The following is a 13,694-nucleotide window of genomic DNA, read 5'->3' as shown; positions in this document are numbered from 1 at the left end:
GGTTCATTCGCCTGTCATCGCAGCATGGTCAAAGGGGCCATGCGCGATCACATCACATCCGAATCGACTGCGGCCGGCGCTCTTCTGTCCGGCACGATGACAATGGAAGCTCCCGTCGAGGGGGCTCCGGTGGTTCTCGTCGTTACCGACGCCTGGCGGCCGCAGCTGAACGGCGTGGTGCAGACGCTGGAAGAGCTGGGCCGGCTGCTCGCCGATGATGGCATATCGGTCGTCTTCCTGACGCCGGAAAAGTTCACGACGGTACCGCTGCCCTCCTATCCGGAGATCCGGCTGGCGATCGCTTCCAAGCGGCAGGTTCTGGCCGAGTTCGAAGCCATCGCGCCCGATTACATCCATATCGCCACGGAAGGCCCGCTCGGCATGGCGGCGCGCCGCGTCTGCATCGACCGCGGCCTGCCCTTCACCACCGCCTATCACACGCGCTTCCCGGAATTCATCAGCGCCCGCCTGCCGATCCCGGAAAGCTGGAGCTATGCATGGCTGCGCCGTTTCCACAATTCCGGTGACGGCATGATGGTGGCGACGAAAACGCTGGCCGCCGAAATGGCCGCGCGCGGCTTCGTGCGCATCAAGCGCTGGTCGCGCGGGGTCGATACCACGCTCTTCAATCCCGCCAAGCGCCGCGATCTCGGCCTGCCGCGCCCGATCTTTCTGAATGTCGGCCGCGTGGCGGTGGAGAAGAACCTTCCCGCCTTCCTCGGCCTTGACCTACCCGGCAGCAAGGTGATCGTCGGCGACGGCCCCGATCTCCCCTCGCTGAAGCAGCGTTATCCCGACGCCCATTTCCTCGGCCGCAAGACCGGCGAGGAATTGGCAACCGTTTTTGCCTCGGCCGACGTCTTCGTCTTCCCGAGCCGCACCGATACGTTCGGCAATGTGATGCTGGAAGCGCTGTCGAGCGGTGTTCCCGTCGCCGCCTTTCCGGTGACGGCACCCCGCGATGTGCTGGGCGATGCCGGTGCGCTCTCGGAAGACCTGCGGGAAGCGGCGCTGGCCGCGCTGGAAATCTCCAGCGAGACGGCAAGAGCCCGCGCCATGACCTATAGCTGGCGTGCCTCGGCCCGCGAGTTCCTGTCGAACCTCACCCGCGTGCCGCGCGGCACCTTTGCCCAGCGCCGCCTCAGCATGCGATAGTCAAGGCGTGGCCGTCGGCACCAGCGGCTTTGGGGCGGTGTTTGCGCCTCCGGTTTTTGTCGTGCCATTCGCAGTCTGGTCCTCGGCAGTCGTGACCGCCTCCCCTTTGCGTGCGGCCATGTCGATGAAGACGAGACGGGCATTGGGGTTGTCGATTTCGTAGCCGATGACCTCGCAGCCGGTCTTGCCGCGATGCGGCGCCGGTCCCGCCAGCACGAAACCGGGCAGGGAGGCATCATAACGACCGGATACCGCATAGGGCGCCGCCGGACAGCCGCGCCGGAAGGTGTAGGCCGTGCCCTGCGCGAATTTACCCTTCTCGATGGTGCCGGCAAAGACGATGGCGCCGGGTGCGATCGTCTTTGCGATCGATGGCTTCACCACCCTGTAGGCGATCGTGCCACTGGCGTAGTCGACAACCATGACTGAGCCGTTATGGTCAAAAAGATCGTTCGCCACGGCTGCGGGCGCGGCGAGGAGAAAAAGGCTGAGGCAGGCGATGCGCTTCATGGATTGTCCGTTCGCGGGGGCGGAAGAGCCTGACGCTACCACGGCGCGCAGCCGGCGCAAATCACGAGCGAACGGAACCTGTGCAGGACCGGCCGGCCTGAGTCGGACCGGCCGGTCATGCAATCAAGCCTTGGCGGCAAGCAGCGCCTTGACGAGGCCGGCGGTCGAGGCATCGTGCCCCTCGGCGCTTTCCTTGCCTTCCACCACGGGCAGCAGGCCGGTCGCCAGTTCCTTGCCGAGCTCCACGCCCCACTGGTCGAAGGAATTGATGTTGAACAGTGCGCCTTCGACGAAGACGCGGTGTTCGTAGAGCGCAATCAGGCGTCCGAGCGCGAAGGGCGTCAGCTTGTCATAGACCATCGTTAGCGACGGGCGGTTGCCGGTGAAGACGCGGTGCGGGGCGATGAAATCGGCCTGTTTGTCGTCCATGCCCTTGGCCGTCAGCTGCGCCTTCGCCTCTTCGAAGCTGCGGCCCTTCATCAGAGCTTCCGACTGAGCGAGGCAGTTGGAGATCAGAAGATCGTGCTGGTGGCGCAGCTTCGGCTCATGGCCATTGGCCGCGATCATGAACTCGGCCGGAATGATGCTCGTGCCCTGATGGATGAGCTGGTAGAAGGCGTGCTGGCCGTTCGTGCCGGGCTCGCCCCAGACCACCGGGCCGCTCTCGCCTTCGACCGGCGTGCCGTCCACGGTCACGCCCTTGCCGTTCGATTCCATGTCGAGCTGCTGGAGATAGGCCGGGAAGCGCGACAGACGCTGATCGTAGGGCAGGATGGCGCGCGAGGGGTATCCCAGCACGTTGCGGTGATAGTAGCCGATGAGGCCGAGCAGCATCGGAAGGTTTTCGCGGAACGGTGCCGTGCGGAAGTGCTGGTCGATCGCATGGCCGCCGGCGAGGAAGTCGGCGAAATTGTCCGGACCGACGGCAATCATCAGCGGCAGGCCGATGGCCGACCAGATCGAATAACGACCGCCGACCCAGTCCCAGAAGCCGAAGGCGCGGGCCGTGTCGATGCCGAAGGCGGCGACCTTGTCGAGCGCGGTGGAGACGGCGCAGAAGTGATCCTTGACGGCAGCCTCGCCGAGCGCATCGGCAATGAAGGCGCGGGCCGACTTGGCATTGGTCATCGTCTCGATGGTCGTGAAGGTCTTGGACGCCACGATGAAGAGCGAGGTCTCCGGCGAGAGAAGTTTCAGCGTGTCGGCAATATGCGCGCCATCGACGTTGGAGACGAAATGCAGGCGCGGCCCGTCATGGTACGGGGCCAGTGCCAGCGTCGCCATGACCGGGCCAAGGTCCGAGCCGCCGATACCGATATTGACGACATCGGTGATCTTCTTGCCGGTGGCGCCCGTCAGCGCGCCGGAGCGCACCTGATCGGCGAAGGTGCCCATGGCGGCGAGCACGCCGTTGACGTCGGGCATCACATCCTTGCCGTCGACGAGAACCGGCGTGTTGGAGCGATTGCGCAGCGCCGTGTGCAGCACAGCGCGTCCCTCGGTGAAGTTGATCGGCTCGCCCGCAAACATGGCGTCACGCTTTTCCGCGACCTTGCCGGCAGCGGCGATCTCTTCGAGCGCGGCGAGCACAGCGTCGTTCACCGCGCATTTCGAATAGTCGAGAAGGAGATCGTCAAGCCGAGCGCTGAAGCGCCCGAAACGCCCGACATCGGCAGCAAAGGCCGCGCGGATGTCTGTCGCATTCGTCGTGGCGGCGGTGGCTTTCAGCTGATCGACAAGGGCTTTCATGGAGCACATCCTCTCAAGGCTTCGGATGGCGATAGCTAGTCGCTTTGGCGCCGGCAAATCAAGCCCGAAGACCGCGAGCAGAGGCTTTTCGATCAGGATATTAAATCGATTTAGGGAAGAGGGTCTTTCAGGGTCGCCCCGACCGCTTCCGGACGACCTGCATCCGACCCCTGCCGCGTCCGGGCAAGGGTCGGCTAAACGTCGTCAGCTGCGCAAATCCTTGCGCAGGATCTTGCCCACGTTGGATTTCGGCAGTTCGGTGCGGAACTCGACAAATTTCGGGCGCTTGTAATTCGTCAAGGCTTCGGCGCAGTGCGCCTTCACATCGGCTTCCGTCAGGCTCTCGTCGCGGCGGACCACGAAGAGCTTGACCGCCTCCCCGGAATGCTCGTCGGGAACCCCGATGGCGGCAGCTTCGAGAATGCCGGGATGGGTGACCGCAACTTCCTCGATCTCGTTCGGATAGACGTTGAAGCCCGAAACGAGGATCATGTCCTTCTTGCGATCGACGATCTTCGTGTAACCCGCAGGCGTCATGTAGCCGAGGTCGCCGGAGCGGAAGAAACCGTCGGGACCGATGGCGCGTGCCGTCTCGTCCGGACGCTGCCAGTAGCCGGCCATGACCTGCGGCCCGCGAATGCAGATTTCGCCGACCTCGCCGAGCGGCAGGCTGCGATCATCCTCGCCGCGAATATCGATCTCGGTAGAGGGCAGCGGAAGGCCGATGGTTCCGGTGAAGGTGTCGGAATCGAAGCGGTTGGCGGTCGCGACGGGCGAGGTTTCGGACAGACCGTAGCCTTCGGCGATCGGGCATCCCGTCATCTGTTTCCATCGTTCGGCCACCGGCCGCTGCACGGCCATGCCGCCGCCAAGTGTGAGGATGAGCCCGGAGAAATCGATCTTGGCGAAATCCGGGTTGTTCATCAGCGCATTGAAGAGCGTGTTGAGCCCCGGGAAGATGTGGAAATGCAGTTTCTGCAATTCCTTGACGAAGCCTGGAATGTCGCGCGGATTGGGAATCAAGACATTGTGCCCGCCGGTCGAGAGCCCCATCAGCGCATTCACCGTGAGGGCGAAGATGTGGTAGAGCGGCAGCGCGCAGATGAAGGTGAGGTGTTCCGGGCGCGGCTTGCGGATGAAGGCCGGCTGCAGCCACAACTCGATCTGCGCGAGGTTGGACAGAAGATTCGAGTGGGTGAGCGTCGCGCCCTTCGAAACACCGGTCGTGCCACCCGTATACTGCAGGAACGCCACGTCGCTGGCTGTCACCACGGGTCGGGTGTAGGTCCCCGCGGCGCCGCGCGACAGGACGCTGCGGAACGGCACGTGGCCCGGCAGGCTCCAGGCGGGAACCAGCTTCTTGACCTTGCGCACGACGAAATTGACCAGCACGCCCTTGAGGCCGAGCAGGTCGCCCATGCTGGCGACGACCACATGCTGCAGGCCGGTGCGCGAACGCACCTGTTCCACCGTGTGGGCGAAATTCTCCAGCACGAAGATTGCCTTGGCGCCGGAGTCGTTCAACTGGTGCTCCAGTTCGCGCGGCGTGTAGAGCGGATTGACATTTACGACTGTGCAGCCGGCGCGCAGGATACCGAAGACGGTCACGGGATTTTGCAGGATGTTGGGCATCATCACCGCCACGCGATCGCCCTTCTTCAGGCCATTGGCCTGCAGCCATGTGGCAACGGCAAGGCTCTGACGCGACAGGTCGGCATAGGTGATCGTCTTGCCCATGCACGTGAAGGCAGGGCGATCGGCAAAGCGGCCGGCCGCCTGTTCGAAGAGATCGCCGATCGAGTGGTAGGAAAGCGGCGCAATCGTTGACGGCACGCCCGGCGGATAGGAAGCCGCCCAGGGATTGTTTGCGGTGACAGGTGCGCTGTCGGTCTGTGTGTCCGGCATGTCTCTTCCTCCCGTGTTTCCTGCGGCATGTGCCGTTCGTGTCCGAAGGTTGTGGCGCTTCACGCATCCCAAGGCCGTCCGGTCACTGTCGCGTGGACATGCTCCCTCGTGTCCACCCCGAAAGTAAAGCCATATTCTGCCTTCTCCCAGTACCGAAAGCGTTATATAACTTGGACGTAAACGTCAATATCCTGCCGGGAGCGTTGCTTGTCCCGCCCTGATGCGCTGCGAACATATCGGCGACGGCGGTTTCCTGCCCAAAGGGCGTCATTTCAACGCGGCTTCACATTTCAATTGGCCCATCCCATCTCTGCTGACAAAGCAATGACATGCTTATGCCGTATGGGCGTGGGTGATACATGTGCGCCGATGGAGGCTGAAAGGCCGTCGAACGCTGCGACCGGTGCCAGCCTCGCCATTGTCGTGGCGCGCTGGTGGCGCTATGGAGTGAAACCCGGTGCGCAGGTCCTGTTCCTGCGGTGCGGTCGATGAGGAGAAGCATGTGAGCAGGCGTGATAGCGAACCAAGGGTCGTGGAGCCGCGCTTGCTTGGCCAGACATCGGCATCCCGGTCCGCGCTCGTCCTGCCGATTTCGGCGGCCCGCTGGGCGCTGTTGCTGATCATCCTGGCGGGCGTCTACTTCTTTCACGGCTTCCTCGTGCCGGTCCTTGCGGCACTGGTCATCGGTTTCGCCTCATGGCCGCTCTATCGCCGCCTTCTGGCCCTGGTGGGCGGCAGGCGCGCGGTTGCTGCAACCATCGCCATCCTCCTTGTTATCTCCTTCATCGTCGTTCCGATCTCCATCGCCGCCGCCTATGCGGTCGATGAAGTGCGGACCTGGGCGACCTGGGCGATCCGCGCCAATGCGGAGGGCGCGGATGTGCCGGCCTGGTTGCTGGCGCTTCCGGGCATCGGCACCTGGCTCGGCGAGCAGTGGGCGCGTCATGTTGGTCATCCCGGCGCCTTCGGCGAACTCGTACAACTCGTCAGCGGCTCCAATATCGGCAATATCTATCGCGGCGTCCTGGCGGTTGGTGTTTCCGCCTTCCAGTCCTTCTTGACGCTGCTCTTCATGCTGATCTCGCTGTTTTTCGTCTATCTCGACGGCGAGCGCTTTGCCGCACAGGTGGATGTTCTCGGCGAGCGCATTTTCCCCATGCGCTGGGAGCGCCTGTCGCGCGTCGTGCCGCTGACCATCTCCTCGACGGTCACGGGCATGGGCATCATCGCCATCGGCGAAGGTATCGTGCTCGGCATCGCCTACTGGCTGGCCGGCGTGCCCTCTCCCGTCACGCTCGGTATAATCACCGGCATCATGGCGATGATACCGGGCGGCGCTCCGCTGTCGTTCACGCTCGTCTCGATCTACCTCGTGGCCAGCGGATCGCCGGTCGAGGGGCTGGCCCTGTTCGTCTGGGGCTCCACGGAACTCTTCATCGTTGACAAGACACTGCGCCCCCGCCTGGTCGGCGGGCCGATCAAACTGCCGTTCCTGCCCACCTTCTTCGGTCTCGTCGGCGGTGTGAAAACGATGGGATTCCTCGGCCTCTTCGTCGGGCCTGTGTTGATGGCCCTGCTGGTTGCGATCTGGCGGGAATGGGTCCGCGAAACGGCTGCCCAGCCGGTTGTGGTCGAGACGAATATCCTTCTGCCGCAGGATCCGGTACCGTCCGAACCCGCCAAGGCCAAGGGCAAGTCCCGGGCATCCTGAGCGCCCTTGACGAGGCGTCCCGTCAGGCGGGGAAGCGCTCGGCCAGCGCCCGCGCCGTCTCCTGATCGGTGATGAGGATTGTCGCGATCCGGGCATGGAACATCGCTTCGAGCGCGCCGATTTTCGACGCGCCGCCGGCCACGCAGATCCGTTCGGGCACGGCGAGGAAATCCTCGAGCGGCATCACGAGATGACGATCGTCGAAGCTGGTGCGAATGATGCGCCCGTCAGCATCAAAGACATAGCCGGACGCAAAGCCGACGCCGCCGGCATCGAGATACTCGCGCAGCACTGCCTCATTCATCACGCCGCTGTCCTCGAGCAAGGTCTGCCCGGTGAGCGGCGTGGCGCTGAACAGGGTCTTGGTGCATTGCCGCAGCAGGGTAAAGTGCTGCTCGACGATGGGTTCCTGCATCAGCAGCGATTTCATCGTCGCATTTGACACCACGCCCGGCGCATGCAGGTTGACGCAGCGCGCATTCAGGCGGGCGGCGATGTTGGACGTGCACAGTTCCGGCGAGAAATCATAGGTCGCGATCGAGCTGCCGGTCACCTGGGCAATGGTCGCGCCCGGCATATGCGCGGGAGCCAGCGCCCGAGACATCGCCATGACGGTGCGCCCCCAGGCAACACCGATCACATCGTCATCGTGAAGCTTCTGCTCCAGAATCCGCGCCGCCAGCAGGCCGAGACGTTCGTGGACCGGCGCACCGGTGCCGCTTGCCGGCAGCACGAAGCACTCGTCGAGGCCGCAGCGTTCCTTCAGCGCCATGGAAAGATCGGCACGCTCAAGCCGCGTCGGATCAATGGTGATTGTCACGATCCCGTCGTCGCGGGCCTTTTGCAGCAAGTTGAAGACGGAGGCACGCGAAAGCCCCAGCCTTTCGGCGATCTCATCCTGCTTCAGCCCTTCCTCATAATAAAGCCAGGCCGTCCAGAGCGGCAGATCAGCCCCGAACTGCATCGGCGGCGCGCGCCGGCGCGCCGGCTTTGCCTCACTCTTGTCAACAACCATGAAGCTCCCGGATCCTCCTTGAGAAGCCTTCGTGTGACAGTTTTTATGCGGCGAGTCCAGATCGTCGAACGGGTCGCGCCTTGTCGATGACTTTTGCCACGCGCAAATGAAAGATGTCATTGACAAGGCCTGCAGCGGGAGAAAAACTGACTGCCATTGTCTGGGAGGACAATCGAACCACGCCACCTTTTTCTCGCGCATCGAACGCTGCTCGCCGAGCCGTCCGACATGCGCGAACACTTGCGTCTGCGTCGAATGACATAATGCTTGCCTGCCACGAGGAGGTGGCCGGCAGCGTCCGGGCTCCGGATGCCGGAAACCCGTGAACCGAACCAAATGGGAGGAAACACCGTGTATCTTGGTATCGATCTCGGCACGTCAGGAGTGAAGTCCATCCTGATCGACGAGGCGCAGAAGCTCGTCGGCGAACAGTCCTCCCGCCCGCTGGAGGTGTCGCGCCCCCATCGCGGCTGGTCCGAACAACATCCCGAACTGTGGTGGGAGGCAGTCTGCGAGAGCCTGGATGGTCTGGCGCGCGCGCATCCGTACGAAATGTCGGCGGTGCGTGGCATCGGGCTTTCCGGTCAGATGTACGGCGCGACGATGCTGGATGCGGCTGACCGCCCGCTTCGCCCTGCTATCCTGTGGAACGACACGCGCACCGGCCGCGAATGCGCCGAGATGGAGGCCCGCGCGCCCGATGTGCGGCGCATTGCCGGCCGTCGGCCGACGCCGGGCGTCACCGCGCCGAAGCTCGCCTGGGTGCGCGACCACGAACCATCCGTGTTTGCTGATATCGCGACCGTCTTGTTGCCGAAGGACTATGTGCGGCTCTGCCTGTCCGGCGACAAGGCCTCGGACCTTGCCGATTCCAGCGGCACCATGTGGGTGGACGTTGCCAGCCGCGACTGGTCCGAAACGCTTCTGGCCGCCACCGACATGCGCCGCGAGCAGATGCCGTCCTTGCACGAGGGAACGGCGCCGACGGGCCGGCTGCGCGCCGAGCTCGCCGCCCGCTGGGGCATGGCCGGGCAGCCGGTGATTGCCGCAGGCGGCGGAGACAATGCTTGTGGGGCCTGCGGCACGGGCGTCATTCGCGACGGAGAGGGAACCATTTCGCTTGGCACGTCCGGCGTGCTGTTCGTCGCCATGAACGAAGCGCGCCCGAGCCTCGACCACGCCATCGAAACGCTCTGCCACTCCGTCCCCGGCATGTGGCATCAGATGTCGGTGATCCTATCGGCCACCTCCTGCGTCAACTGGCTCTCCCGCCTCGTGCGCAAGCCCGCGGCTGAACTCGTGGCCGAACTCGGCCCGTCGCTCGGTGCCCCAAGCCCCGTGCTCTTCGTACCTTTCCTGGATGGCTGCTGGTCGCCCCGCGCCGATGCCGAGATTCGCGGCGCGCTGATCGGTCTCCAGCACGCCTCTGACGATCAGGTGCTGGCGCGCGCTGTCCTTCAGGGCGTCGCCTTCGCGATGAAGGAATGTGCCGACGCCTTCCGGTCCACCGGCACCCGCTTCGACAGCCTGCTCGCCATCGGCGGCGGCTCGCGTTCGGATCTGTGGCTCTCCATGCTGGCGACGTCGCTGAATGTCGAACTGAAAGTTCCCGAGGCGAGCGAACTCGGTGCCGCCTTCGGTGCGGCTCGTCTCGGCATGATCGCTGAAAGCGGCGCCGCGCCCGAGGATGTGCTGACCGCGCCACGCATCAAGCGCGTCATCCGCCCGGTAGACAATCTCGTGCCGGCCTATGCCGAGGCCTATCAGACGTGGATGTCCGTCATGCCGGAGGTGCGGCGGAGCTCGATTGCTCTCGCGAAGGACAGCGCCCAACGGCCAGGCTGACGCGCAGTTCGATAAGCATCGGAGATCAAAAAAAGGCAGCCGACCTCCGGCGGGAGTGTCGGCTGCAAGAGACCGGGGCCTCTTGATGGGAGAGGCGCATCCCCGGTCAGGGATCGGACATCGAAGGATCAGATCAGGCGGCGACCGGCGCCGTGCCGAGCTCGACGCGGTGGCGGGTCTGAAGAAGCGCAGCCGTTGCGACCACTTCCTCAGCCTGCCGCTCCGGCGACCAGCCAAGGTGATTGCCGGCAAGCCTCGCCAGCCGTTCCAGTCCGGACAGCGTGACGGCGCCTTCGAAGGGCATCAGCGTGCGTCTGAGAACGATGTCGGAGAGCCGCGTGACGCGCTCATTGGCAAGGATCCAGCCGATTTCGCCGACATGGTAGAGGCCGCGTTCGTCAACGGTGTCGCGGCCGCCCGGCGCTGCGACTGCCTGCGCGACAAGATTTGCCCGCGTGCCGTAGCGGTTGACGAGCCGTGTCGCGATGACTGTGTCGAGCCCGTTGCCGCGTGCGACATCATCCACCTGCCGAGCGCGGGCGGCCGCCTCGCGCGCATGGCCGGCGCCGCCGCCGATGGCTGCATCCAGCGTCGAGCGCGTGCGCTTCAGATTGAGCCGCGTCAGCACTTCGTCGGCGATCTGCTCGGCGCAGGCGCGATAGGTCGTCCACTTGCCGCCCACCAGCGTCAGCACGGGGAAGCGTCGCGTGCCCTCCGGCTCGAAAGTCTTCAGCGAGTGGTCCCGGCTGATCGCTCCGGTCGCGCCATCGCCGCTATAGGGCAGGGGCCGGATGCCGGCATAGGCAAAGACGATCTCCTCGCGTTTGGCCTTCGAATTCGGCAAAACCTGATCCAGAACATCGAAGAGATAGTCGATTTCCTCCTCCGAGCAGGCGACCGTATCGGGGTTCTGCGCACGGATGTCGGTCGTGCCGAGCAGGATGAGTTCGTCGTCGAGGGCATAAACGAGACAGGCGCGAAAATCACGGGTCTCGAAATAGAGCATGCCGTCGCCAAGCTGACGGGCAATATCGGGGCGACGCATGACGAGATGCGAGCCGCGCGTGCCGCCGATCAGGCGTTTGTCGATGCCGAGCCGCCCGTCGGCCTCGTCGGCCCAGGCGCCGGTGCAGTTGATGACCATCTTCGCCTTGACCGCGATTTCCTCGCCGCTGATCTCGTCGCGCAGCCGGACCGTGTCGCCCTCGTGGCCGGCGAGCGCCATATAGGGCACGGCAACGGATTTCGGGCAATCGCGCTCGGCATCGCCGACGAGCTCCAGCGCCAGCCTCTCGGGATGGGTCAGGCGCGCATCGTAATATTCGGCAATTGCCGTGACGCGCGGGGAAAGGCCGGGCATGCGGCGCGCCAGTTCCGCCCGCGAGACGATCCGGTGATCCGGCATCATCCGGTTCTTGCGCCCGAATCGGTCGAAGAAGACGAGGCCGAGCTTGACGACGAGAATACCTTTGGCGCCCGGCGTCTTCTTCAGCTTCAGGAAGCGCAGGCCCGCCGAGAAGATGCCGCCGAACCAGTTGAAGGCCGGCACCCAGACGGGCAGCGGCTTGACCAGATGCGGCGCATTGCGGATCAGGTGGTTGCGCTCGATGACGGATTCGCGCACCAGCTCGAATTCACCCGTCTCCAGATAGCGCAATCCGCCGTGAATAAGCCGCGAGGGCGCCGCCGTCGTTCCAGAGGCAAAATCGGCCTTGTCGACGAGAAGCGCCGGTACGCCCTGAAGGGCAAGATCGCGATAAAGTCCGATTCCGTTGATGCCGCCGCCGGCGATGATGATCTGAGGTTCGCCCGCCACTGCCCGCACCGCGGCGATCGCTTCGTTTCTGCTACGCATTCCCGTCTCCCAGCCAACCCGATTTCCGGCTCGTCCTATAATGGCAGATTATTACCTTTGGAAGCGAAAAAACGCAGCCATCTTTTGTATGGGATTTCAAAATCAAATAATTTCAATAGGTTATTTTTGTAAAAAACTTTCTTACAAACCTGATTGACAATTTTGCGCCGTCCAATAGCCTAGTTTCCAGAATGAAAAGCCGAGCGGGGACGCAAGCCCCGTGCGCTGGTTGAGGAGCCGGCGGAACGGTTGAGGAGGATTATCATGCGCGAACGCCTGGTCGGAGTCGATGCTGGCGGCACCATGACGAAAGTCGTGCTGTTCGATCTCGAAGGCAATGAGCTGGCCTGCGAGCGTCGGCCCAATGTCATGCTGCTGCCGCAGGATGGCTGGACGGAACGGGATGCCGACGGCATGTGGCGGGCCACATGCGAAAGCCTGAAGGCGCTGCTTGAGAAGACCGGCACGGATCCGGCCGATATCATTGCGGTCACGCCATCCGGCTACGGCGGCGGCATCTATCTCGTGGATCGCGACGGCGTTCCCGTGCGCAATGCGCTCGTGTCGACCGATACCCGCAGCATTCCGCTGATCGATGACTGGCGTCGCTCCGGTGTCGCCGCCGAAGTCCAGAGCCACATTGCCCAGCAGATCTGGCCCGGTCAGTCGCTGGCCATTATGGCCTGGTTCCAGAAGCACCAGCCGGAGGTCGCCGCCCGCACCGCCCATGTCCTGTCGTGCAAGGACTTCCTGCGTCTGCGTCTGACCGGTGACATCTCCACCGATCCGACCGATGCGGGCTGTGCCGGCATCCTCGATGTTTCCAACGGCGGCGTAGCACGCGACGCCTTCAAGGCTGCCGGCCTCGAAAACTGGCTGGAAAAGCTCGCTCCGATCGGCGGTTCCACCGAGATCGCCGGCCATGTCAGCGCCGAGGCCGCGGCTGCAACCGGGCTGAAAGCCGGCACCCCTGTCGTGCGCGGCGTCTATGATGTCGTCGGCTGTGCCCTGTCGTCCGGTGTGGCCAGCCGCGACCAGCTCGCCGCCGTCGCCGGCACCTTTTCCATCCATTCGACGCTGCATGCACGTCCGGCGCTCGATCCGCTGCCGCATATCCAGGTTCCCTATCCCTTCGGTGGCCACATCATGGCGACGACGGCAACGCCGACCTCGGCCAGCAATCTGGAATGGTTGTGCAAGACCATGCTGTCGGCCGAAGCCCAGCGGGCCCTGCTGGAAGGCCGCAGCGTCTACGATATCTGCAACGACCTCGTCGCGGCCGTTCTGCCGCGGACGAACAACATTCTCTTCTTCCCCTTCCTGTTCGACGGCCCGCGCGGCACGCCGGGTGGCTTCCTGGGGCTGAAGGCCGGCGCGCAGCTCGCCGATATCGTTCGCGCCGTCTACGAGGGCGTCGTCTTCGCCCATCGCTACGACATGGACTACCTGCTGACCGGGCCGGATGCGGCCAAGCCGAACATGATCCGTCTTGCTGGCGGCCCGTCGCGCAGCCTCGTCTGGGCGCAGATGTTCGCCGATGGCCTCGGCCTGCCCGTCGAAATCGCCAACGGCAGCGAGTTCGGTGCCAAGGGCGGCGCCATGTGCGCGGCCGTTGCCACCGGCCGTTATGCCGACATGAACGAAGCCATGGCCCGCATGGTCAAGATCGAGCAACGGCTCGAGCCCCATGCGGACCGCGCCGCCATCCTGGAGCGCAAATACCGCGCCTATCTGCGCGCCATCGATGCCGTTGCAGACGTCTGGTCTGCCAGCCAGGACGAGCCGCAGTCGATGGCGGCGGCCAGCTGAGCCGCATCGCAGCCGTGGGGAGGGGAGACAAAGCGATGCTTGAGCTACGCGGAGTACGGAAGGTTGTTGGCGGGGATGTTCATGTTCACGGGGCGGATTTGGTTCTGTTGCGTGGGAGTTTGAATGTTCTTCTGGGTCCG

General features: G+C 64.2%; 9 protein-coding genes. 4 read left to right on the top strand and 5 right to left on the bottom strand.

Annotation, left to right across the window (positions count from 1 at the left end; all coding sequences use genetic code 11):
• Window positions 1-102: 102 nt before the first annotated feature.
• Window positions 103-1,155, top strand: coding sequence for a glycosyltransferase family 1 protein (locus tag F3H41_RS10530; protein ID WP_149738917.1), 1,053 nt, complete (start codon window positions 103-105; stop codon window positions 1,153-1,155).
• On the opposite strand, the gene F3H41_RS10525 is transcribed toward F3H41_RS10530, so the two are convergent.
• The 3 genes from F3H41_RS10525 to F3H41_RS10515 form a co-directional block, all read right to left on the bottom strand.
• Window positions 1,156-1,665 (bottom strand): hypothetical protein, encoded by a 510-nt coding sequence (locus F3H41_RS10525; protein ID WP_149738641.1) that lies wholly within the window; start codon window positions 1,663-1,665, stop codon window positions 1,156-1,158.
• 123 nt (window positions 1,666-1,788) lie between these two features.
• A complete protein-coding gene (pgi, locus tag F3H41_RS10520) occupies window positions 1,789-3,414 on the bottom strand; it encodes a glucose-6-phosphate isomerase (protein WP_149738640.1) in 1,626 nt (541 codons plus the stop codon).
• 204 nt (window positions 3,415-3,618) lie between these two features.
• Window positions 3,619-5,319: a long-chain fatty acid--CoA ligase gene (locus F3H41_RS10515; RefSeq protein WP_149738639.1), complete on the bottom strand. Its 1,701-nt coding sequence runs from the start codon at window positions 5,317-5,319 to the stop codon at window positions 3,619-3,621.
• Window positions 5,320-5,821: 502 nt separating this feature from the next.
• Here F3H41_RS10515 and F3H41_RS10510 point away from each other — a divergent pair.
• Window positions 5,822-7,030: an AI-2E family transporter gene (locus F3H41_RS10510; RefSeq protein WP_149738638.1), complete on the top strand. Its 1,209-nt coding sequence runs from the start codon at window positions 5,822-5,824 to the stop codon at window positions 7,028-7,030.
• 22 nt (window positions 7,031-7,052) lie between these two features.
• Here the strand turns inward: F3H41_RS10510 and F3H41_RS10505 are convergent, their stop codons facing one another.
• The gene (locus F3H41_RS10505; RefSeq protein ID WP_149738637.1) at window positions 7,053-8,285 is read right to left on the bottom strand and encodes a sugar-binding transcriptional regulator; all 1,233 of its coding nucleotides are present in this window, start codon (window positions 8,283-8,285) and stop codon (window positions 7,053-7,055) included.
• Window positions 8,286-8,396: 111 nt separating this feature from the next.
• Between F3H41_RS10505 and xylB the strand changes: the two genes are divergently transcribed.
• Complete coding sequence (gene xylB, locus F3H41_RS10500; protein WP_149738636.1) at window positions 8,397-9,890, top strand: xylulokinase; 1,494 nt, start codon at window positions 8,397-8,399, stop codon at window positions 9,888-9,890.
• Window positions 9,891-10,023: 133 nt separating this feature from the next.
• On the opposite strand, the gene F3H41_RS10495 is transcribed toward xylB, so the two are convergent.
• Window positions 10,024-11,745, bottom strand: a complete 1,722-nt coding sequence (locus F3H41_RS10495) for a glycerol-3-phosphate dehydrogenase/oxidase (RefSeq protein WP_149738635.1) — start codon at window positions 11,743-11,745, stop codon at window positions 10,024-10,026.
• Window positions 11,746-12,009: 264 nt separating this feature from the next.
• Between F3H41_RS10495 and F3H41_RS10490 the strand changes: the two genes are divergently transcribed.
• Window positions 12,010-13,554, top strand: coding sequence for an FGGY-family carbohydrate kinase (locus tag F3H41_RS10490; RefSeq protein ID WP_149738634.1), 1,545 nt, complete (start codon window positions 12,010-12,012; stop codon window positions 13,552-13,554).
• Window positions 13,555-13,694: the final 140 nt, after the last annotated feature.

This window comes from Rhizobium sp. RU20A (assembly GCF_900155885.1).
Lineage (GTDB): Bacteria > Pseudomonadota > Alphaproteobacteria > Rhizobiales > Rhizobiaceae > RU20A.
This window is presented reverse-complemented; position numbering and strand designations above follow the sequence as displayed.

Excerpts from the sequence above, each read along its gene's own strand:
- F3H41_RS10530 (WP_149738917.1), top strand. The coding sequence starts at position 103 with ATGGAAGCTCCCGTCGAGGGGGCTCCGGTGGTTCTCGTCGTTACCGAC.
- F3H41_RS10525 (WP_149738641.1), bottom strand. The coding sequence starts at position 1,665 with ATGAAGCGCATCGCCTGCCTCAGCCTTTTTCTCCTCGCCGCGCCCGCA.
- pgi (WP_149738640.1), bottom strand. The coding sequence starts at position 3,414 with ATGAAAGCCCTTGTCGATCAGCTGAAAGCCACCGCCGCCACGACGAAT.
- F3H41_RS10515 (WP_149738639.1), bottom strand. The coding sequence starts at position 5,319 with ATGCCGGACACACAGACCGACAGCGCACCTGTCACCGCAAACAATCCC.
- F3H41_RS10495 (WP_149738635.1), bottom strand. The coding sequence starts at position 11,745 with ATGCGTAGCAGAAACGAAGCGATCGCCGCGGTGCGGGCAGTGGCGGGC.
- F3H41_RS10490 (WP_149738634.1), top strand. The coding sequence starts at position 12,010 with ATGCGCGAACGCCTGGTCGGAGTCGATGCTGGCGGCACCATGACGAAA.